The 19,358-nt window shown below is 70.7% G+C and carries 24 protein-coding genes and 1 pseudogene; 13 read left to right on the plus strand and 12 right to left on the minus strand.

What is annotated here, in order from left to right; translation table 11 throughout:
• Positions 1 to 2: 2 nt before the first annotated feature.
• Positions 3 to 1,940, minus strand: a complete 1,938-nt coding sequence (locus AB0368_RS30240) for a glycoside hydrolase family 15 protein (protein WP_366157412.1) — start codon at positions 1,938 to 1,940, stop codon at positions 3 to 5.
• 53 nt (positions 1,941 to 1,993) lie between these two features.
• Positions 1,994 to 2,773, minus strand: a complete 780-nt coding sequence (locus AB0368_RS30245) for an alpha/beta hydrolase (RefSeq protein ID WP_366157413.1) — start codon at positions 2,771 to 2,773, stop codon at positions 1,994 to 1,996.
• A 112-nt stretch (positions 2,774 to 2,885) separates the two neighbouring features.
• Between AB0368_RS30245 and AB0368_RS30250 the strand changes: the two genes are divergently transcribed.
• Positions 2,886 to 3,713 carry a helix-turn-helix transcriptional regulator gene (locus AB0368_RS30250; protein WP_366157414.1) on the plus strand — a complete coding sequence of 276 codons (828 nt, stop codon included), beginning with the start codon at positions 2,886 to 2,888 and terminating at the stop codon, positions 3,711 to 3,713.
• 18 nt (positions 3,714 to 3,731) lie between these two features.
• Here the strand turns inward: AB0368_RS30250 and AB0368_RS30255 are convergent, their stop codons facing one another.
• Complete coding sequence (locus AB0368_RS30255) at positions 3,732 to 5,213, minus strand: gluconokinase (protein ID WP_366157415.1); 1,482 nt, start codon at positions 5,211 to 5,213, stop codon at positions 3,732 to 3,734.
• 142 nt (positions 5,214 to 5,355) lie between these two features.
• Between AB0368_RS30255 and AB0368_RS30260 the strand changes: the two genes are divergently transcribed.
• A complete protein-coding gene (locus AB0368_RS30260) occupies positions 5,356 to 6,168 on the plus strand; it encodes an isocitrate lyase/PEP mutase family protein (RefSeq protein WP_366157416.1) in 813 nt (270 codons plus the stop codon).
• On the opposite strand, the gene AB0368_RS30265 is transcribed toward AB0368_RS30260, so the two are convergent.
• Positions 6,165 to 6,713 carry a hypothetical protein gene (locus AB0368_RS30265; protein ID WP_366157417.1) on the minus strand — a complete coding sequence of 183 codons (549 nt, stop codon included), beginning with the start codon at positions 6,711 to 6,713 and terminating at the stop codon, positions 6,165 to 6,167. The two genes, AB0368_RS30260 and AB0368_RS30265, sit on opposite strands and share 4 nt — an antisense overlap.
• A 111-nt stretch (positions 6,714 to 6,824) precedes the next feature.
• On the minus strand, positions 6,825 to 7,658 hold the full coding sequence (locus AB0368_RS30270; RefSeq protein ID WP_366157418.1) for a PIG-L family deacetylase: 834 nt from the start codon (positions 7,656 to 7,658) through the stop codon (positions 6,825 to 6,827).
• 330 nt (positions 7,659 to 7,988) lie between these two features.
• Here AB0368_RS30270 and AB0368_RS30275 point away from each other — a divergent pair, with 330 nt between their 5' ends.
• Positions 7,989 to 8,456 (plus strand): hypothetical protein, encoded by a 468-nt coding sequence (locus AB0368_RS30275; protein ID WP_366157419.1) that lies wholly within the window; start codon positions 7,989 to 7,991, stop codon positions 8,454 to 8,456.
• An 8-nt stretch (positions 8,457 to 8,464) separates the two neighbouring features.
• Here AB0368_RS30275 and AB0368_RS30280 read toward each other — a convergent pair whose 3' ends face one another.
• The 3 genes from AB0368_RS30280 to AB0368_RS30290 form a co-directional block, all read right to left on the minus strand.
• Positions 8,465 to 9,595 carry an MAB_1171c family putative transporter gene (locus tag AB0368_RS30280; RefSeq protein WP_366157420.1) on the minus strand — a complete coding sequence of 377 codons (1,131 nt, stop codon included), beginning with the start codon at positions 9,593 to 9,595 and terminating at the stop codon, positions 8,465 to 8,467.
• 11 nt (positions 9,596 to 9,606) lie between these two features.
• Complete coding sequence (locus tag AB0368_RS30285; protein WP_366157421.1) at positions 9,607 to 10,125, minus strand: hypothetical protein; 519 nt, start codon at positions 10,123 to 10,125, stop codon at positions 9,607 to 9,609.
• 137 nt (positions 10,126 to 10,262) lie between these two features.
• A complete protein-coding gene (locus AB0368_RS30290) occupies positions 10,263 to 10,697 on the minus strand; it encodes a hypothetical protein (RefSeq protein ID WP_366157422.1) in 435 nt (144 codons plus the stop codon).
• 429 nt (positions 10,698 to 11,126) lie between these two features.
• Here AB0368_RS30290 and AB0368_RS30295 point away from each other — a divergent pair, with 429 nt between their 5' ends.
• The 7 genes and pseudogenes from AB0368_RS30295 to AB0368_RS30325 all read left to right on the plus strand — a co-directional run bounded on the left by AB0368_RS30295 (position 11,127) and on the right by AB0368_RS30325 (position 14,500).
• Entirely contained in the window at positions 11,127 to 11,969 is an 843-nt protein-coding gene (locus tag AB0368_RS30295; RefSeq protein ID WP_366157423.1) for an FG-GAP-like repeat-containing protein, read from the plus strand.
• On the plus strand, positions 11,870 to 12,751 hold the full coding sequence (locus AB0368_RS30300) for an FG-GAP repeat protein (RefSeq protein WP_366157510.1): 882 nt from the start codon (positions 11,870 to 11,872) through the stop codon (positions 12,749 to 12,751). The genes AB0368_RS30295 and AB0368_RS30300 overlap by 100 nt, the downstream gene beginning before the upstream one ends.
• Positions 12,752 to 12,848: 97 nt before the next feature.
• A pseudogene (locus AB0368_RS30305) lies at positions 12,849 to 13,229 on the plus strand (TIR domain-containing protein); the annotation flags it as partial.
• Positions 13,230 to 13,242: 13 nt separating this feature from the next.
• Positions 13,243 to 13,680, plus strand: coding sequence for a hypothetical protein (locus AB0368_RS30310; protein WP_366157513.1), 438 nt, complete (start codon positions 13,243 to 13,245; stop codon positions 13,678 to 13,680).
• Complete coding sequence (locus tag AB0368_RS30315) at positions 13,667 to 13,819, plus strand: hypothetical protein (RefSeq protein ID WP_366157424.1); 153 nt, start codon at positions 13,667 to 13,669, stop codon at positions 13,817 to 13,819. The genes AB0368_RS30310 and AB0368_RS30315 overlap by 14 nt, the downstream gene beginning before the upstream one ends.
• 11 nt (positions 13,820 to 13,830) lie before the next feature.
• Positions 13,831 to 14,085, plus strand: a complete 255-nt coding sequence (locus tag AB0368_RS30320; RefSeq protein ID WP_366157425.1) for a hypothetical protein — start codon at positions 13,831 to 13,833, stop codon at positions 14,083 to 14,085.
• Positions 14,066 to 14,500 carry a hypothetical protein gene (locus AB0368_RS30325; RefSeq protein ID WP_366157426.1) on the plus strand — a complete coding sequence of 145 codons (435 nt, stop codon included), beginning with the start codon at positions 14,066 to 14,068 and terminating at the stop codon, positions 14,498 to 14,500. The genes AB0368_RS30320 and AB0368_RS30325 overlap by 20 nt, the downstream gene beginning before the upstream one ends.
• On the opposite strand, the gene AB0368_RS30330 is transcribed toward AB0368_RS30325, so the two are convergent.
• Both AB0368_RS30330 and AB0368_RS30335 read right to left on the minus strand, forming a co-directional pair.
• On the minus strand, positions 14,501 to 15,343 hold the full coding sequence (locus tag AB0368_RS30330) for a class II glutamine amidotransferase (protein ID WP_366157427.1): 843 nt from the start codon (positions 15,341 to 15,343) through the stop codon (positions 14,501 to 14,503).
• A 345-nt stretch (positions 15,344 to 15,688) separates the two neighbouring features.
• Positions 15,689 to 16,075 carry a hypothetical protein gene (locus AB0368_RS30335; protein WP_366157428.1) on the minus strand — a complete coding sequence of 129 codons (387 nt, stop codon included), beginning with the start codon at positions 16,073 to 16,075 and terminating at the stop codon, positions 15,689 to 15,691.
• Between the two features lie 213 nt (positions 16,076 to 16,288).
• Between AB0368_RS30335 and AB0368_RS30340 the strand changes: the two genes are divergently transcribed.
• Together AB0368_RS30340 and AB0368_RS30345 are read left to right on the plus strand one after the other, a co-directional pair.
• Positions 16,289 to 16,927: an HNH endonuclease family protein gene (locus tag AB0368_RS30340; protein ID WP_366157511.1), complete on the plus strand. Its 639-nt coding sequence runs from the start codon at positions 16,289 to 16,291 to the stop codon at positions 16,925 to 16,927.
• 22 nt (positions 16,928 to 16,949) lie between these two features.
• Positions 16,950 to 17,987, plus strand: a complete 1,038-nt coding sequence (locus tag AB0368_RS30345; protein ID WP_366157429.1) for a zinc-dependent alcohol dehydrogenase family protein — start codon at positions 16,950 to 16,952, stop codon at positions 17,985 to 17,987.
• Between the two features lie 12 nt (positions 17,988 to 17,999).
• On the opposite strand, the gene AB0368_RS30350 is transcribed toward AB0368_RS30345, so the two are convergent.
• Positions 18,000 to 18,350, minus strand: a complete 351-nt coding sequence (locus tag AB0368_RS30350) for a nitroreductase/quinone reductase family protein (RefSeq protein WP_366157430.1) — start codon at positions 18,348 to 18,350, stop codon at positions 18,000 to 18,002.
• 112 nt (positions 18,351 to 18,462) lie between these two features.
• Between AB0368_RS30350 and AB0368_RS30355 the strand changes: the two genes are divergently transcribed.
• Positions 18,463 to 19,026 (plus strand): hypothetical protein, encoded by a 564-nt coding sequence (locus tag AB0368_RS30355; protein ID WP_366157431.1) that lies wholly within the window; start codon positions 18,463 to 18,465, stop codon positions 19,024 to 19,026.
• Between the two features lie 11 nt (positions 19,027 to 19,037).
• On the opposite strand, the gene AB0368_RS30360 is transcribed toward AB0368_RS30355, so the two are convergent.
• Complete coding sequence (locus AB0368_RS30360) at positions 19,038 to 19,346, minus strand: hypothetical protein (protein WP_366157432.1); 309 nt, start codon at positions 19,344 to 19,346, stop codon at positions 19,038 to 19,040.
• Between the last annotated feature and the right edge of the window lie 12 nt (positions 19,347 to 19,358).

Here is a 19,358-nt window from a genome sequence, read left to right on the forward strand (position 1 = left end):
GGTCAGGCACCGGCGACGTTGGCCGGGGCGAACTGACCCGGCGCGAGGCTCTGCTCGGCGCGGATGACGTGCATGACCGCATTGATCAGGGCCAGGTGGGTGAACGCCTGCGGGAAGTTGCCGAGGTGCCGCCCGCTGTAGGTGTCGATCTCCTCGGCGTACAGCTCCAGCGGGCTGGCGTAGGCCAGCAGTCGTTCGCACAGCTTGCGGGCCTGCTCGACCTCGCCGATCTCGACCAGCGCGGAGGCCAGCCAGAACGAGCAGATGGTGAACGTGCCCTCCTCGCCGCTCAGCCCGTCGTCGGTCTCCTCGACCCGGTAGCGCAGCACCAGCCCGTCCAGGGTCAGCTCCTCGGCGATCGCCAGGACGGTGGCGCGGATCCGGGGATCGTCCGCGGGCAGGAACCGCATGAGCGGGAGCAGCAGCGCCGACGCGTCGAGCGCGGACGAGCCGTAGCGCTGGACGAAGACCCCGCGGGCGTCGACGCCCTTGGCGCAGATCTCGGCGCGGATCTGGTCGGCCAGGGTCTGCCACTTCTCGGCGTACTCCGGCTCGTCGTACAGGCGCGCCAGGCGGGCACCGCGGTCCAGGGCGACCCAGCACATGACCTTGCTGGACACGAAGTGCTGCGGCTCGCCGCGGACCTCCCAGATGCCCCGGTCCGCTTCCTCCCAATGCGCGGCGGCCTGCTCGACCTGCCGTTTGAGGACCGGCCACAGCGACTCGGGCAGCTGTTCGCGGGAACGCGCGTGCAGGTACACGGAGTCGAGGACGGCTCCCCAGACGTCGTGCTGCCGCTGCTTGTACGCCGCGTTGCCGACCCGCACCGGAAACGCGCCCTCGTAGCCGGAGAGGTGCGGCAGCGACTCTTCCTCGATCTCCCCCTCCCCGCCCACGCGGTACATGACCTGCAGGTCGTTGCCGTCGCGGCAAGCGTCCTGGATGAAGTAGAAGAAGTCGTTCGCCTCCCGGTCGAAGCCGAGCGTGTAGAGGCCCCACAGGGCGAAGGTCGAATCGCGCACCCAGGCGTAGCGGTAGTCCCAATTGCGCTCGCCGTGCGGCGTCTCGGGCAGCGCCATCGTCGCCGCGGCCAACAGGGCGCCGGTCGGCGCGTACGTCAGTCCCTTGAGGGTCAGCGCACTGCGTTGCAGATAGCTGCGCCAGGGATGGTCCGGGAAGTCGCCCAGCGTGATCCACTGCCGCCAGTACTCCGACGTGCGGCCCATCCGCTCCTGCGCCTCGTCCAGGGTGCGCGGCGGCGGCAGCGGGGACCACGACAGCGCGACGAAATGCGTGTCGCCCTCCACCATGCGGGTACGCGCGTTGAGCCCCCGGCCCTCGATGCCCGGCCGCAGGTCGGTGGTCAGTCGCAATGTGACGTCGCAGTCGGGCGCCTCGGCGACGACGTCCCCGTAGCCCTGGCCCTCGTACCGCCAGGACGGCTCGCGCCGGCCGTAGTCGAAGACCGGCTCGCAGGTCATCGACAGATCCACCGAACCGCTGACGCACCGCACCGTCCGCAAGAGGCAGTGCTCGGCGTCGTAGTCGGTGGGGGAGCGGCGGTGGGTGCGCGACCGTTGATCGACGTTGTGCCACGGGCCCATGCACAGGGCATCCCGCACGATCAGCCACCCGGTCCGGGTCTGCCACGTGGTCTCCACCATGAGGCTGCCCGGCAGGTAGCGCCGAGCGGCGGGGACCATCTCGTCGTACGGTCCCAGCCGGAACGCCCCGGCGCTGCGGTCCAGCATCGTGGTGAACACACTGGGGGAGTCCGGCCGGGGCAGGCACATCCACTCGACCGCCCCGTTCGGCGCCACCAGGCAGGTGACCTCGCAGTCCGACAGGAACGCGTACTCGGCGATCGGCGGGAACGGGCTGCGCGCCCACTGCGGGGGCGGCAGCATCGCGCTCAGCTTCTCCAGCGGCGCATCGGCCATACCGTGATGGTCGTCCTCCGCCACCTCCTGCGCCAGAGGTTCTTCTCCGCCGGCTATGGCGCCGACGGCGCAAAGGAGGCAATTGCCCGCGCCAGGTCCTCGGGTGCTTCCAGCGGGATCAGGTGCCCGGCCCCGGGGATTACGGTGAGTTCGGCGTGGGCCAGGCAGGGGAGCAGGTTCCGGCGGAGCACGCCGACGGGTTCCACCCGGTCGTGCTCACCGGCGACGACGAGCACGGGCGCTTCGATACGGCGTGCCTCGGCGGTGATGTCCTGCGCGATCCCGTGCAGTGGCCACTCGGCACGCGCCGCCGTGCAACCGCCTAGGGAGTCGGCCACGACCCACTGCTTCATCGCGTCGCTCAGCGGTGCGGCGGTCAGGACGTGGTCGCGGACCCCACTCACGCTGTCGGCCGAGTCGTAGGCGTGCGCCAGCTGCTGCTGATATTCCGGTGTGACGACAGCGGCGGGCTCTGCCGGCCCGGGTGCGACCAAGACGAGGCCCGCGAGCCCGTCGGGCCGTGCGGCGCCGACCAGCTGCGCGACCTTGCCCCCCATCGAGTGACCGACCAGGACATATTCGGGTACGCCCGCATGCCTGACGACGTCTCGTACGTCACGGGCCATCTGTTCGAGCGTGTACGGCCCGGCCAGGTCCCGCGACCGTCCCCAGCCTCGCGCCTCGATCGCCAGCGTGCTGCGCGCCTCGAACCGTTCGATCACGGGCGCCCAGGTACGGGCGGAGCCACCCCAATAGTGGAGAAAGACCAACGTGGGTCCCGCACCGGGCCGATGGTCGAATGTGGGCAGGGCGGTGGACGTACGAGTCGTCATGGCGGTCCTCTCCGAGCACTTTCAGCGCCGCGTTTCGGCAGTCCCACCGAACCATCCCGGCCCGGCTCCCGGCATTGCCCGGCGAGGACCGCTCATGGTGAAATCTGGACACATGACTCCCGTGATCCGGCAACTGACCTACCAGCCCCCGCCCGGCGCGGACCTGGTGGAGTCGATGTCCTTCGCGGCGCTACGCACCGTCAACGGCGGCGCGACCCAGCGGGCGGACTTCCATGTGCTCGCCTTCGTCCGCGGCGGCCAGGGCGAGGTCTCCGCCGACTTCACCTCGCACGCTCTCTGCCCGCGAACCGTGGTGTGGATCCGGCCCGGCGTCGTGCACCGGTGGACCGACATCGCGCACGTGACCGGAGACCTGATCCTGTTCGTCCCCACCGCCCCGGTCACACCCGCTGCCCAGGATCTCGTGGCGAACGCCGAGGCCGCCGGATGCTGGCCGGCCGACAGCCCCGCCTGGCGACTGATCACCGCAGCACTTGCGCACCTGCAACTGGAGTCCGTCCCGGCGACCGTCGCTGATCCGCGTACCCGGGAGCTGCCACGCCTGCTGTTGTCGGCTCTGCTCCTCCGCCTCAGCCCGCCTGCCGAAGCGAGCGGCTCCGGCAACGAGACCTTCCGCCGCTTCCAGGCCGCCGTCGAAACCGGTTTCCGGGTGCACCACGATCTGGGCCACTACGCCCGCGCGCTCGGCTGGTCGGCTCGTACCCTCAGTCGTACCTGCCAGGCGGCGACCGGGCGCACCGCCAAGCAATACGTGACTGATCGCCTCCTGCTCGAGGCGAAGCGCCTACTCGCCTACGACGGGCTGAGCCCGGCCCGGTGCGGGCAACGGCTCGGCTTTCCCGACGCTTCGAACTTCTCCGCCTTCTTCCTCCGGAACGCCGGCGTACGCCCGGGTGCATGGCAAGCCACCAACCGCTGAGCCCTGCGTGCCGGCCTCTCAGCGGCGCACGAGCGCGTCGTACACCCCGGCGAACCGTGCGCGCCGTTCCGCGTAGTGCTCGACGTACTCGGGCCGGGGCTCGTACGTCGCTCCGGTGGCCCGGGGCGCGCGCGGGACGTCCGGTGCCAGCACGTCGAGGGCGAGCAGCGCCGTGCCGCGCTGCGTGGCGCGCCGCCGGGTCACGTGCGTAACGGGTCGGCCGAGGACGTCTGCGAGGACCTGGAGCCATTCGGGCTGGTCGTTGCTGACCCGGCCCGCCGCCGCGACCTCCAGGACCCGCGGGGCGGCCGGGTGCAGCTCGTCGGCCACCCGCGCGTAGGTCATGGCCACGCCTTCGACGATCCCGCGGAACAGGGTGTCGGCGTCCGTGGCCGCCGACACCCCGCCGAACACGGCGCGTGCCCCGCCGACCCAGCCGGGCGCGCGTTCACCGGTGAGGTACGGCAGCACGAGCGGCGTGGCGGCGCTCGGCGGCGCGGTGAGGACGGCCGCGAGCGCCGGGCTGAGACGCAACGTGCTCTGCGCCCAGCTGACGGCGCGGCCGACGTCGTTGATCGCCCCGCCCAGCAGCGTGCGTCCCGCGTCGACCCGGTAGTTCCACAACCCGAACGGCAGGGGATCAGCAGGGCCGTCGAGCAGCACCCGCAGCGCACCGCTGGTGGCTGTCGCCGCGGTGAGCACGGTGGCGTCGGTCGCCCCGGATCCGATGTTGCTGGCGAAGCCGTCGGTGATGACGGGGAACCACACCGCCCGGGCGAGAGCGGGCCAGCGCGCGGGGGCCGCCGAGGGTGCCGGCTGCGTCATGTCCCGCGGCGGGGAGAGCTGCTCGGGGCCGACGCGCGCGGCAGCGAGCAGCTCCGCGTCGAGCTCCCCGGTGCGACGGTCGAGCAGGCCGGTCCACGCCACCGTGGACGTCCCGGCGAGCGGCTGCCCGATCAGTCGAGCCAGGATGTACTCGCCCAGGGACCACCATGCCGCGGCCTCAGCGACGACGCGCGGCTGAGCTGCCGCGAGCCAGCGCAGGCGCGGGGCGTGGTAGCTCGTATGCAGCCGGGTGCCGGTGCGCTGCTGCACCGCGTGCTCGTCGAGCTCCTCCCGCAGCGCGGTGACCGCGTCGGCGCTGCGGGAGTCGGCGTAGGTCAGGCACGGGGTGAGCGCGCGTCCGGCCGCGTCGACCGCGATCAGCGAGGCGGCGAAGGTGTCCATCGCGACGCCGGCGATGCGGGTCCCCAACCGCGGGTCGCCGTTCACCGCGTCGAGGACCTGCTCGACCTCCGCGGCCACCTGATCGGGGGCGATGACCGAGGTGCCGTCGGGCGCGACCGTGAAGGCGTGCGGCACCTTGTGCTGCAGGCCGTGGACCCGCCGGCCCGACGCGTCGTGCACGCCGCCGCGGGTGGCGGTGGATCCGATGTCCAGCGCGAGGACCAGCGGGTCCAGTGCCGCGTCGAGGGCGACGTCGTCGTCGGTCCGGGTCATCGCATTCCTCGTCGTCGTCGGCGCGGGTCTGCGGCGACCCGAGCCAACCCTAGCCCCGAACGCGCCGATCCAGGCTGAACGGCCGCTGGTGGATCGCCCCGGTCATGATCGATGACATGGCCGAATCTCGAGAGCGCCGACCGTGAGCGCCGCTGACCTGCGGGCGATGCTCGCCGCCGACCACGTCACCCACGTGCCCGGGGTGTACGACCCGGCCAGCGCCGCGCTCGCCGTCCGTGCCGGGCATCGGGCTGTGCACCTGTCGGGGGAGGCGGTCGCGGCCACCATGCTCGGGCAACCCGACCTCGGCTTCACGCCGGCCACCCAGATCGCGGACCGGGCGGCCGTCCTGCTCCCGGTGCTCGGGGGTACGCCCCTGCTGGCGGACGCGGCCATCGGCTACGACAGCCCGCACCACGCGGTGTGGACCGCGCTCGCCTACCAGCGGGCCGGGATCGGTGGGCTGCGCCTCGACGACGGCCCGGACGCCACCCTCGCGGCCGCCCGGATCACCGCGCTCGTCGAGCAGGCGCCACAGGTCATGCTGATCGCCCAGGCCGGCGGGTCCGGCCCGGCGGAGACGATCGAGCGGTGCCGGGCGTTCGCGACCGCCGGCGCTGACGCGGTTCTTCCGCTGGGCGTCCGGGAGGCCGACGACCTCGGCCGGCTGCGCGCCGAGCTTCCCGGCGTACCCATGGTCGTCATCCGATCCGAGACCGCGACCGGCGGCAGCCGCCTGAGCGACGCGGAGCTCGCCGACCTGGGTGTACGCCTCGTGCTGCACCCACTCGCTGCGGTGCTCGCCGCGCTCCGGGCGGCGTCGCTCACCTACCGCGCGATCGCCGACGAGGGCCACGCCACGCAGGTCGACCGGCTACCGCCGGCCGTGCTCGCCACGCTCACCGAGCGGCCCGACGGACCCACCGGCCGGGGAATCGACAAGATCGACACCTAGACGCCGGATCGAAGGACTCTGCTGGCACCGCCAAAGCTGACGGTGAGTGACCAGCCCGTGGTCGTGGAAACGAGGTCGGCCCGGGTGATCCGCGGGCCCCGGGGCTCCGGGCAGGGCTGGCCGACCGTCGGCGCTACGGACGTGCCGGAGACCCCCGCATACGGGCCGGCGATCCGGAAGCCGACCAGTCGGGGGCGCCGGCTGTACCCGCCGGATGCGCCGCGGCGCGGCTCGCGGACCGGGCGGTCGGTCAGCTCGAGCCGGCCGAACTCCCGCTGATGCTCCACCGGGAAAGCCCCCTTGCCGCACGACACCGAGTACATGTCCTCCGTCCAGAAGTCATGGTTGAAGACCAGCCCGGCGGCGTGTGCAGCCAGCCTCGCGTCGCTCCATCCGAACGCCTTCCGTACGTCCGCGGCACCGGCGAAACCGGACTTGGTTCCCGGGTCGTACCGCACCGACGCCTCGGCCGGGACGGCGTAGCCGAGACTTGCGGCGATAGTCGCACCAGCGACAGCGAGCTGGAAAATGCGGCGCGAGAACATCTCTGATCTGACTCCTGAGCGTTGACCTTCGGCTGCTACCGAGATCAACGATCCTGGCGTACCGGATGGCGCGCCCTCCTGTGATCAGATCGCGCCGCGGCGGCTGCCGAGTCAGCGCAGCCCGGCGAACAGGTCGTCCTCCGGCAGCGGTGCGCCGGTCCTGTCCTGCACCCGCAGAAAGGTCTCGACGCCCATCAGCTCGGCGAACCGCTCCTTGCCCATGCGCAGGAGCATGGTGTTCTCGTCCTGGCTCGCGTGCGCGGCCAGCGCGTCGAATTTCTGCCCGCCGAAGGCCCGCGCGTCGACCCAGGTGCTGATCTCGTCGTCGGGCAGGCCGATCTGCGGAGGGCCGGCATCCTCGGAGATCTCGGCTTCCTCCCAGTCGACTCCGAGCTCGCGCAGTACCTCGCCGAAGGCGGCCATCCCCGAGTGCGGCGCGGTCGTCCAGTACACCTTGGCGGGGATGCCCGTCTGAGCGACCGCCTCCATGGTGATGCGGTGGGTCTGGATGTGGTCGGGGTGCCCGTAGAAGCCGTTCTCGTCGTAGGTGACGATGACGTCCGGCGCGTACCGTCGGATCAGCTCGGCGAGCCGTTTCGCCGCCTCGTCGACGGGGGTGCTCCAGAAGGCGCCCGGAGCGTCGTTGGTGGGCCAGCCCATCATCCCGGAGTCGGCATAGTCGAGCAGCTCCAGGTGCGTGACCTTCAGCGTGGCGCAGCTGGCCTCGAGCTCCGCGCGGCGCAGCGCCGCCACGGCCAGCGGGTCGTGCCCCGGGTCGCCGGGTTTGACCCCGCCCGGTCCGTCACCGCAGCGACCGTCGGTGCAGGTGACGAGCACGGTGGTGATCCCCTCGGCGGCGTAGCGGGCGAGGACGCCACCGCTGCTCGATGCTTCATCGTCGGGATGCGCGTGCACCGCCATCAACGTCAGGGAGTGGTCAGCCATGACACCACCCTACGATCACGCGCGCACTCACGAAGGCCGCCCGGTCGCTCCCTGGCGGTGGAACCGAGGGGGGACCTCCGTTCGAGGAGGTGGGCGCTCGCTTGAGAGTGCCGAAGGGTTGGCGTGGCCGGGGCCTGCCGCCCTTCGCCCCCGTGTTGCCACACTCTCGTGCACCTCACCACCTCGATCGAAGGCGCCATGCGCCGCTTGCGCGCCGGCCCACGGCAGCACGACGACCAGGAGCCCAAGACTATAGTCTTTCCGCCGTCGGTCAACAGTGGATCGTGTCACTGGATGGCGGGTAGAGTCGGCCGCGGAATGAGGAGCGCCATGGGTGAACACAGCGGCCCCGGCCGGGGCTTTCGCCGGGACGGCGCAGAAGCGTCAGGCACGCTGGCAGAGAAGCTGAACCACCTCCTGGCCACCGTCCCTGTGGGCGGCAAGCTGCTGTCCAGCGAGGATCTGGCCAAGGCGGTCACCGCCCTCGGCGACAACTACAGCCTGTCCACGGACTACGTGCGCCGGCTGCGGCGCGGCTCGATGACCAATCCGTCGCTGCGGATCCTGCAGGGTCTGGCGCGGGTCTTCGGCATACCGACGTCGTACTTCACCGACGACGAGGCCGCCGCGGAGCTGCATGATCAGCTGCCCCTGCTGGCCGCCCTGCGCGACCACAAGATCCGGTCCCTGGCGCTGCGCACGAGCCGGTTGTCGGCTTCCGGCGTGCAGGCACTCATCGGCATCGTCACCGCCCTGGAACAGGAGCAGGACAACCGCCGGTCGGCTCCTGGAGACTAGGCCTCGTCTTACCAGGATGCCTCGGCCGCGGGCAGCCGCTGCCGGTACCCGTCGGCCAACGCCGAGAAGTAGAGCTCGGAGATCTGCATCAGGTGCTGCGACTCGGTGCCGACGTCGCTGCCGCCCGGCCCGGCGAGGTCGGCCGGCTGGGCGTGAGCGTCCGCGCCACGCTCCTTGGCGTCCTTTGCGGCGGCGAGCCAGCACGCTGTCACGGCAGCCTCCACCTGCTCGACCGGCACCGCGCGCTCCGCAACGTAGTCGACGGCCAACCGCAACGCCTGCGGGCTGACGTAGTTGCGCAGCTGGATCATCGCGTCCCTGATTTCGACGACGCGCCGGTACAGCGCGTACTGCGTCCGGCCGGGTGTGGGCCGGGCATCGAACACCAGGTCCGGCACGAGGGCGGTCAACTCCCGCCACAGCGGAGCCAGCAACCGTACGGTGCGCCGTTGCGTCAGGCCGCGCCGGACGGCGACCGCGATGAGCGGGGCCACGCTGAACGCCAGACACCACCCGGTGACGGCGTCGATGTACTCGATGGGATCGAGCCAGGCGGTGTCGCCCGTCCACAGCCATTCGAACGTCAGCAGCCAGGGGGTGCAGGACAGCAGGAGGGCCAGGCCCATCAGGACCAGGCTCAAGCGGACCGGCCAGACGTCGATCTTGCGGGAAGCCGCGACCCGCCAGCAGCACGCGACCGCGAGCAGGTGAGCGAGCGAATGGAAGACCGACAGGACCCACCAATAGGACAACGGCAGCGGTTCCGGAGGTACGGACACCGTCGGCGTGCTCGGCCCCGCGGTCGCGTAGATCGCAATCATGGTGGCCGCCGCGACGAGGCTCCCCGCGGCCGGGATCCACCAGAGACGCCGGAAGTCTGCGGCGGTGACGAGCAGATACAGTACGGCGGCCGCGGCCAGAACGCTGACCAGGTGCACGCCCACGAAGACCAGATGCCCGTTGAAGAGGTCGTACAGCGGCTCTTGTACGCGCGGGCGGTACAGCGTGATCTCCGTAGCCTTCAGCGCAACAGCGAACAACAAGGCGCGCTTGACGGCATCACGCTGCACGGTTGCGGTATAGAGGAACGTGGCGATCCAGAGCGCGACGAGGCCCGAGGACTGCAGGGTCGAGAGCACGGCCGAGTCCGTCAGCGCCGGCCGGTGTAACCGACAGCTCCGGCGATTCTGCCGGCGAAACCGGCCAGGGGAGACGGTGGCGGCAGGCTGCCGATCGCCTCGAGGAACATCGTCGCCATCATCTCGGCCTCCCGTTCCTGGGCGCTGGAATACCGGCGCCGGGCGTGGATCCGGCGGATGAGGTCCGCCCGCAGCGGATCCTGCGGGCCCCGGAAGAGCACGTCGTTGTCGTCGAGCCCCTTGTCGTCGTGGCCGAAGAGCATGTGCCCGATCTCGTGCAGAACGATGTGCCGCTTGTGCAGTTCGCTGGTCCGGCCGTCATAGAAGACGTAATCGGCTGTCTCCCCGTTGAGCCAGAGGCCGGTGGGCAGCCCCGGATCGGTGGGTTGCGGCAAGGGCCGCAGATGCAGAGGACGTTGCCGGCTGACGGCGACCTGCGCGCACAATACGTCCAGCGAGAAGGGCTGCGGGATGGTGATGCCGTCGAGGTGCCTGCGGCAGCGGGAGCGGACCGTCCTCCTACCGCGCACTGCCCGCACCTCCTCTTCCTCGGCCGCGCGAGCGTCCAGATGCGACAGTAGTGTGGGCCTTTGGGCGTTGTAAACCCGCGTCACCGGGCTGCCACCACAACGGTGGCGGCCCGGTGACGGGGTCAGCGGGAAGCCGCTCAGTCGGCCACGGGGGTGAAGGTGTCGCAGGAGGTGCCCCGCTCGGCCTTGGTCACCGTGGTGCCCTTGCAGAGCCGCACCTGCGGCTGGAAGCCACCGAAGAGGAAGTTCGAGGTGGTGGTGTAGTTCGTCTTGCCCTTACCGCAGAGCGCGCCGAACGTGCGCCACTCGATGCCGTCCGTGGGGCCGTTGTAGGCGACCTGCACGACGCCGCACTTGGTGGAGTTGACGGCAAGGGTGCCACTGATGCGGATCGGGGCGACCGGGTGCTCCGGGATGCTCATCATGCGGTCGTAGGTGCCGTAGGCGCTGACGCTGCCGGTGGCGAGCTCGAACGTGTTGCCGAGGGCCGCGGCGGCAGGCGCGGCGCTGACCGCCAGGCCGATTCCGGCCGTGGCGACGATGCCGAGAGTACGTGCGACGAGAGACTTCATGGCGATCCTTCGGGTGATCTCCGCCGATCGGGCGGAGGGTGGATGGTGCTGTTCACCGGCGGCGATACGGCCTGTGCGCCGAGAACGCTCGCTGTGGGTTGTGCCCATCTGACGGTGCGTACAAGATCCAATGACATCGCCGCGCGACCGGTCAAATTGGAGCCGAGCTCGGAGGGGATGAGCCGGAATGCTGCCGAGGGTTAAGCCCAGCTCACGGCGTGTGACAGCCCTCCGCCGAACATTCGTGGGGTGACGTCAATCATGGTGAGCGACCTCGCCGGTGACTCGATGAGGTCGAGGAGATAGGCACCTACCTCCCGGCTTTGTGCCACAAGAGCGGCCGCCTCCACCGTGGACCGGCCGAGCATCGTTGGATGTGAATATTCGCCTCTTGAGGAACGAGAGCGGGTTCTGAACGGGGAGAAGTTCTTGATCAAGAAGTACGTGGCTGCGGCCGCGACGTCCGGCACCGTCCTCGCTGTCCTGGCTCCGGTTGCGGCGTACGCCGCCCCGCCGGTCCAGACGATCACCCGCGACGGTGCGTCCATCACCTTCCAGCGGGTCGCCGCGCAGGCGACGCCGCGGTCCGGCACCGGGCCGACCGCATCCGATTTCGACGGCGACGGTCTCGACGACATCGCCGCCACGGCTCGCGGTGGGGTAGTGGTGCGCTACTCGTCCGGCGGGCACACCGACTACATCGGAAAGACCGATGGCGGCACGGCCATCACGCTCGGTGCCGCGATCGCCGGCGGCGACTTCGACAATGACGGGTACGACGACCTGGTGGTCGGCGACCCAACGGAGATCGACGGGTCCAACCGTACGGCGGCCGGCGGTCTGTGGATCCTGCCGGGCTCGGCCGGCGGCCTGCGGGTGTCCGGGATCCGCCACCTCAACCAGAGCAGCGCCGGTGTGCCCGGCACCGCCGAGGGCGGCGACGAGTTCGGCGGGGCGCTCGCTGCCGGCGACGTCAACGGCGACGGCCGCGCCGACCTGGCCGTCGGCCTGCCCGGTGAGGGCGTGGGGCCGGTCACCGGCGCCGGTGGCGTGGTCATGTTCCTGAGCAATGCGCAGGGTGTCAGCACGGCCGGCGCGCGATGGCTGGACCAGGGCGCGGCGTACATGCCCGGAATCCGACGAACTTCGATCGCTTCGGCAGCGAGCTGGCGATCGGCCACTTCAACCACGACGGGTACGGGGACCTGGCGATCGCCAGCCCCGGCGAGAACGAGCGGGGGACCGGGCCGAGCCGCGGCATGGTCAACCTGATCCTGGGCGGCAGCACCGGCCTCGACGTGATCGGCGTCTTCTCGGTCGAGGGTGACGACTTCGGCGGGGTGTCACCGGACGTGCGGCCGGTGCGGCTCGGCTACGGCGGGCTGGCGATGGCCGACGCGAACGGCGACGGCGCCGACGAGCTGTTCGCCGGCACGCCCGAGGCCACCGTCGCCGGGGCGGCCGGCGCCGGCATGGTGGCGGTGCTGGAAGGCAGCAACGACGGCTTCTTCGTCACCGCGTCCTCGGTCCTGACCCGCAACACCGCTGACGTGCCGGGCGACCCGGCGGCGGGCGACACGTTCGGTGCCGCGGTGGCCGCCGGTGACGTCACCGGCGACGGCTTCGGCGATCTGGTGGTCGGCGTACCCGGCCAGGACGTCGTGGACGCCCCGACGGCTCCGCCCGGCACCGTCCGCGACGCCGGCGTGGTCAGCCTGTTCCGCGGCTCGGCGACCGGTCTGGTCTCCCGCGGCAGCGACATCTCCCAGGGCTACGAGTACGTCGACGGCATCTCGGAAACCGGTGACCGTTTCGGCCACGACGTCCGTGTCGTGAACCTGGACGGACGCGACGGCCTGGACGCGGTGATCTCCTCCCCGGGCGAGCGCGGCGTCGACGCCGGGGCCCCGGCCCCGGCACCGGGCGACACCCCGGGCGCGATCTACGAGTGCCTCGGGGGCGACCCGAACTTCATGTACGGCACCGGCCGCACCACCGGCACGCAGGTTGCGGTGCCAGGCTTCAACACCAGCATCTACGGGTACGTGCTCTGACCGCGAGGCCGCCCGGATCCGGCATCCGGGCGGCCCTCCCCTTCGGATACGACGATCCAGGGGATCGTGACATCCATGGCCGTGGGCGGTAGGAACGGTGATTCCGGTCATCCTCGACGGTGGCGCCGCCCGCAGCCTCGCGCTGAAGGCTCTGTTCGGCGAGGCACTGAACCTCCGAGTACAGAAGGACCCCGCCGCGGCGGACTACGACGAGGACCCGAACGAGCGGCTCTGCCGCCACATCGCTCAAGCCGTCGCGCAGTTCGTCACTGGCGACATCGGACGCGGGATACGCGTCTTCATCAGCCATACGAAGAGCGATGACCGTCGCGCCTCCCTCGCCCGCCGCGTCGATTGGGTGCTGGCGGACACTCGGCTGGATACCTTCCTGGACCGGCGCGACCTGCAGTCCGGTGCGCAGTGGAGGTCCGCGCTTGAAGCGGAGGCCGAACGGTGCGCCATGTTGGCGCTCCGTACGGACGCCTACGCGCGTGGTGGTCGACGCGCTGGTGGACCGCGAGCTTCGGGGATCGTTCCTCATGGACCATCTGCCGCGCGTCCGGGTCCGGCAATCCGGCGACGACTGGGCTGTCGCCGATCTGCTCCGCGCGCTCACCGTGCTGGTCGACGAGTGCTTGAAGCACGCGCTGTGGCGGCGCCAGCAGGACTGCGACGATGCCCGGCTGCGACTGCCCGTCGACTGGTGGGCGCCGCACGCCCCCGAGCCGTCGACCCTCCTTCGCTGGCTTCGAGGCCATCATCCGGCGGGGGACGGCCCGGTACGTATCCTGCATCCGGATCCCCCGCTGGGAACTGCCGAGCGTGAGGTGCTCAACGAGGCGGCGGCACTCGCCGGAATCGGCAAGGGCGTCGAGGCGCTGACGTTGCTGGAGCTGACGGCGCGCGGAGGTGAACATGCCGGCGAGTGACGTGCTTCCCCGCGAGGCTCTCAAGGGCCTCAGGCTCGGATTGTCGGCCTCGGGCAGCGAGGACCTGGGACGGCTGGGATTCCGTTCCGCTCACTTCAAGCTCGCCCTGGGCGAGGTCGCCCGGGCCGCGCTGGCCTGACGATGTTCCTCGTGCCGGAGGTGCTGCGCACGGGCCGCGAGCGATCGCTCATGGTTTGCCTGGCGTGGCACGTCCACCGGCGCCTGCACATCCGGGAGGTGCAGAACGTCCGCAAGGAGATTCTCAGCACCGACGGCGACGTCATCATCCTCGGCCCGGACGGCGAACCGCTCGGCAACCCGGGGCAGCGGCCCGCCGAGGGTGAACGAATCACCGACCCGGATGTACGCCGGAACGGCCTCACCGATGCGCCGGTACCTGCATGATCGGGTGGACGCCCGCCTGCTGCTCGGCGGCCGCCGGGGATCCGGTACGGACGCCCCTCCCGGCGTGATGGAAGAAGCGGTGATGGCGATCGAAGGCGGCCGGCCCGTCTATGTGGCAGGCGGCTTCGGCGGGGTCACCGCGGACATCGCCCAGGCGCTCGGGCACGACGACGGAAGCTGGCTGCGGCTGACCCCCGACCCGGACGCACACGGCCCGGGATATCGAGATCATTACCGGAGGCTTACCGAGCTGGCCGCAGCCGGGGCCGTTGCCGACAACGGTCCTACCGCGGAGGAGAACCGATTGCTTGCGATCTCTCACCGCCCCGCCGACATCGCGGCCCTCGTAACGGTGGGACTCGGACGGTGGGCCAAGACAGTCCCCGCCGAGCAGCGGCCGACAACGCGACCGTGATCAGGCCGTCGGAGCCGCAACTCGGGGAGTGAACGGCTGGAGCTCGTCCCGGCCTCCGCTGATGACGACACAGGTCGCCTCCGGAATCTCCCGCCAGGCGCCCTTGAGGTCGCCGAGCGGCTCGGACACCACCAGTCGTGTCTTGTCGGAGAGGTCATGCAGCATCGGGTTGTCCGGGTACTGGTGCCGCAGGGTGCTGACGTCGGCGTTGTGGAACAGCGAGCGGGACCGGCCCTCACTGGAGTACCGGAACGCCCAGAGGCGCGTGCCGTCGGTGGTGGCGACCGTCATCTGGATCGGGTGCTCCACGCCGTGGCGCCGGCCCGTCGCCTCGACCAGGCCGACCGCCCGCTCGACGGCCCGGGGCGGGTCGTCCTCGAGCCCGAAGGTCAGCGCCAGGAAGAACAGCAGCTCGGAGTCGGTCGACCCGTCGATCTCGGGATAGAGGTCCGGGTCGACCGCCAGCGCGAGGTCGCGCCTCACCGCCGCGAAGTCGCGGAGGAGGCCGTTGTGCATCCACAACCAGCGGCCGTGCCGGAACGGATGACAGTTCGTCTGCTGGACCGGCGAGCCGCTGGAGGCACGGATGTGAGCGAAGACCAGCGGCGAGGCCACATGAGTGGCCAGCTCCCGCAGGTTGCGGTCGTTCCAAGCGGGTTCAACACCGTGAAATACCCCGGGCGTGGGAGAGGCGTCGTACCAGCCGACCCCGAATCCGTCCCCGTTCGTGGTCTCCGCCCCGAGCCGCGAGTGCAGGCTCTGCACGATCAGCGAGTACTTGGGCTTGTACAGCAGCTCGTCGAGCAGAACCGGATCGCCCGTGTACGCGAGCCAGCGGCACATCGGAGTCTCCTCTCGCCTCGGCTCCCGTCAGTTCACCCCAGCCGCCCCCGACGGCGCGTCATCCAGGCCGGACGAAGCGGAAGCTCAGCGACGGCTGTTGCGCCGGCGGAGCAGAACGACGGTTCCCGCGACCACGAGCAGGAGGGGAAGAATGAGTCCCCACATCAGCAGTCCGTTCACCCGGAGACCCCTCACGCTCGGTGGACCGGTCCGGGCAAGTGTTCTGACTCGCCGGGCGCGGCGAATCATCCGCTCCGGGTGAAGGCGGGAAGGTCTGGCGCGACGGCACGATCATCCCGGGCGACTGAACGCACGTGGCGGCCCGGCGAACCCGGGCCGCCACGCTCACTGGGCCGCGGTGGCGGTGCTCCGCGTACGCCGCCGGCTCGCCAGCCGGCGGAACAGCTGGACGAGGCCGAGCAGTACGAGCGCCAGGCCGACCGGTTGGAGCACCCTGCCGGCGGCGATCTTCGCGGGGATGTGGTGCGAAGTCTTGAGGTCTTCTTGCTTCTGATCCAGCCAGCGCTGTGCGTCGGCCGACGATCCGGTGAACTGGTACGCCGAGCCGTCGTCGTCGACGATCTCGGCGGTTGTCGCCCCGCCGTTGACAGGGCCGGTGATGGTGGCGTGCCAGGGCCAGCCGCCATCGCGGAGCATGACCAGGGAGGCGCCGAGCAGGAGCGCGACGAGTCCGAGAGTGACCGTGAGGCCCGCAGTGGCGGGTCGCTGCATGATTTTCACCTCGACATGGTGTCGCGGCGGCGCGTGATTGCCGTGAGTACGCAACCTCAATCGGCGGCTGCATCGCCGCGTAGTACGACCGTAATGAGATGTTCATACTTGTCGCCCCCGTGGCGACACTTGCTTCCATCTATATCTAAGGCGACGCCGCCCTGGACCGGGGCGTCGCCTTGACCGGGACGGGAGGCGGCCGTGAGCCGCACCATGCATCGAAGCGTCACCCTCCTCATCGCCACCCTGGCCACGGTGCTCTCCACCGCCGGTTTGAGCAGCGGACCGGCGCAGGCCACGCCGCCCGGGATCCCTTCGAAGGCCACCGCGCAGTCGAAGCTGGACGTGCTGGTCGTCGCGGCGCAGGGCTCGATGAGCGGTTACTCGCGCGACCTGTTCCCGCACTGGATCACCGTCAGCGGGAGCTGCAACACCCGCGAGACCGTCCTCAAGCGCGACGGCGCCTCCGTGGTCACCGACTCGGCGTGCGCATCGACGTCCGGGCGTTGGTACTCGCCGTACGACGGCGCGACCTGGACCTTGGCGTCGGACGTCGACATCGACCACGTGGTCCCGCTGGCCGAGGCGTGGCGCTCCGGTGCCGGCTCGTGGATCACCAGCAAGCGGCAGGGCTTCGCCAACGATCTGACCCGGCCGCAGCTGATCGCGGTCACCGACAACGTCAACCAGGCCAAGGGCGACCAGGACCCGTCCACCTGGCAGCCCGGCGTCGCCTCCTACCGGTGCACGTACGCCAAGATGTGGATCGCCGTGAAGTCCTACTGGGCGCTCACCTTGCAGTCGTCGGAGAAGACAGCCCTGCAAGGAATGCTCGACACCTGTGCTTCCTGAGCCGGGCTGACAGGATGTATCGGTGCGCGCCGTCGTGATCCATGCTGTTCGGGCCCGGCCCGAGGTCCGGGAGGTGGCCGAGCCCGTGGCCCCGCCCGGCGGCGTGGTCCTGCGCGTGATGGCCACCGGGATGTGCCGCAGCGATTGGCACGCCTGGGCTGGGCATGACGAGATCGTGTTCCCGCACGTACCGGGGCATGAGCTTGCCGGTGTGGTGCTCGAGGTGGGCGCTGAGGTCAGCCGGTGGAATGTCGGCGATCGGGTGACCGTGCCGTTCGTCTGCGGCTGCGGCCGGTGCCAGTGGTGCCGCACGGGCGACGCCCAGGTGTGCCCCGATCAGCAACAACCGGGCTTCACCCATTGGGGATCGTTCGCTGAGTACGTCGCCCTGCATGCGGCGGACACCAACCTCGTGGCCATCCCCGAGCAGGTCGGCTTCGCCACCGCCGCGAGCCTCGGATGCCGGTTCGCCACGGCGTACCGGGCGCTGGTCGGCCGCGCGCGGCTCACGGAGGGTGAATGGGTGACCGTGCTCGGCGCCGGCGGCGTGGGACTCAGCACGGTCATGATCGCCCGTGCGCTCGGCGCGCGGGTGATCGCGGTGGACCGGAACGCGGAAGCCCTCGCCGCCGCCGCCGGACTCGGGGCGGAGCACACGCTGCGCGTCGACGGTGCCGACATCCCGGCCGCGGTCGCCGAGCTCACCGCCGGCGGGAGCCACGTCGCCGTCGATGCCGTCGGCAGCGAGCAGACCTGCGCCGACGCCGTTCTCAGCCTGCGCCGGCGAGGCCGTCACATCCAGGTCGGCCTGCTGCCGCCGGTCGCCGGCCACCCGCGCGTACCGATGGCACGGGTGATCGGGTGGGAACTCGACCTGCTGGGGAGCCACGGAATGGCCGCTGCCGACTACCCCGGCATGATGGCGCTCATCGAGCAGGGCTCGCTGCAGCCCCAGCGGCTGATCGAACGCACGATCGGACTCGACGAGGCGGCGGCGCTCCTACCCGGCTTCGACCGGGCCACCGTCGCCGGCATCACCGTGGTCGACCCCACCCGTTGACCACTTTCCCTGTCAGTCGAGCTCGATCTCCACCAGCGGGCTACCGGCGATCCAGCTCTCCAGGCTCCCCGCCCAGCCCAGGCCCGGCACGATCTCGCCGAACACGCGTGCCCGCTCCTCAGGGTCGGTCACCGCACGCCCGCGCACCTGGAGATCCAGACCGTCCAGGTGCAGCGTGAACCCGGGATGCGCGAGCACGTTGGCATACCAGTCACGCGACCCCGGGCTGCCGGTCAGCCAATAGCGGTCAGCCGCTCGATACCGCCACGTCTCGATCCGCCGCAGCCGCCCGCTCCGGCGCCCGGTCGTGGTGATCTCCACCGTCCGCTGCCGCGCCAGCGCCCGCCTCGCCTCGTCCGTCATGCCACCCATGCTGCGACCTCAAGCGGGCTTCAGGTCAACGTATCGCCCTCGGCTCCCGTGCGCATCTGGCAAGGTCAAGGGCATTGTCCCTGTTCAGAGGCCTGGTGATTCGATGGCGGCGTTGCTGCGTATGGTCCGCGGGTCGGTGGCGGCGGTTGCCATCAGCCTCGTCCTGGTGCCCGCTCACCCGGCCGCGGCGCGTGCCTCCGGGGCGCCCGTGTACGGCGGCCCGATCAGCCGTACCCAAGTGATGATCCGGGCCTTGGACTGGTTGCGACGCGACATTCCCTACTCGCAGGACAACGGGAAAGCTCGGAAAGACATCAACGGAGGCCGCAGATATCGTCCGGACTGCTCGGGGTTCATCTCGATGGCGTGGGCCATCGACACCCGGCAGCCCGGCCTGGGACGCGCACTGACCACCTGGGAATTGCCGCGGGTATCGACCCGGGTCCGGTGGACGGCCATGCGTCGCGGCGACATTCTGCTGCACCTGGTGCCCGGCAATCGGGCCGAGGAACACGTCCGGCTGATGCAGACCTGGGCCGACGCCGCCCACACCCGGGCCGTCATCATCGAACAGAGCGGCCGCACCACGGGAATGCGGCGCCGGGTCGTGACCGTTTCCGAGGCGCGCGGCCGCTATCTTCCGTACCGATATCGGCGAATTTACTGAGGTTCGACGGGTCAGCCGGCGGCCATGCGGATCAGGGCGTTCCCACCCAGCATCAACACGTCCGCACCGGCGATGAACGCCATTCCGAGGTTCAGCCGGCGCGCCGCGTATTCGGGATCGACTGCCCGGAAGCCCTGAACGATGCTGATCAGCCCGGCCAGCACCAGCGGCACCCCGCCGATCAGCAGCAGCCCGACCGGGCGCGGGGTGTTGCCGCGGATCACCAGCAGGGCGACCAGCACCGTCGGGAGGATGCCGAAGAAGACGGCTGTGAGGCCGGCGTACCACTTCAGCGGCCGTGTCGGGTCCGTCGTCTGCATCCGCCGATCGTA

The sequence above is a fragment of the Actinoplanes sp. NPDC051475 genome (assembly GCF_040689425.1).
Lineage (GTDB): Bacteria > Actinomycetota > Actinomycetes > Mycobacteriales > Micromonosporaceae > Actinoplanes.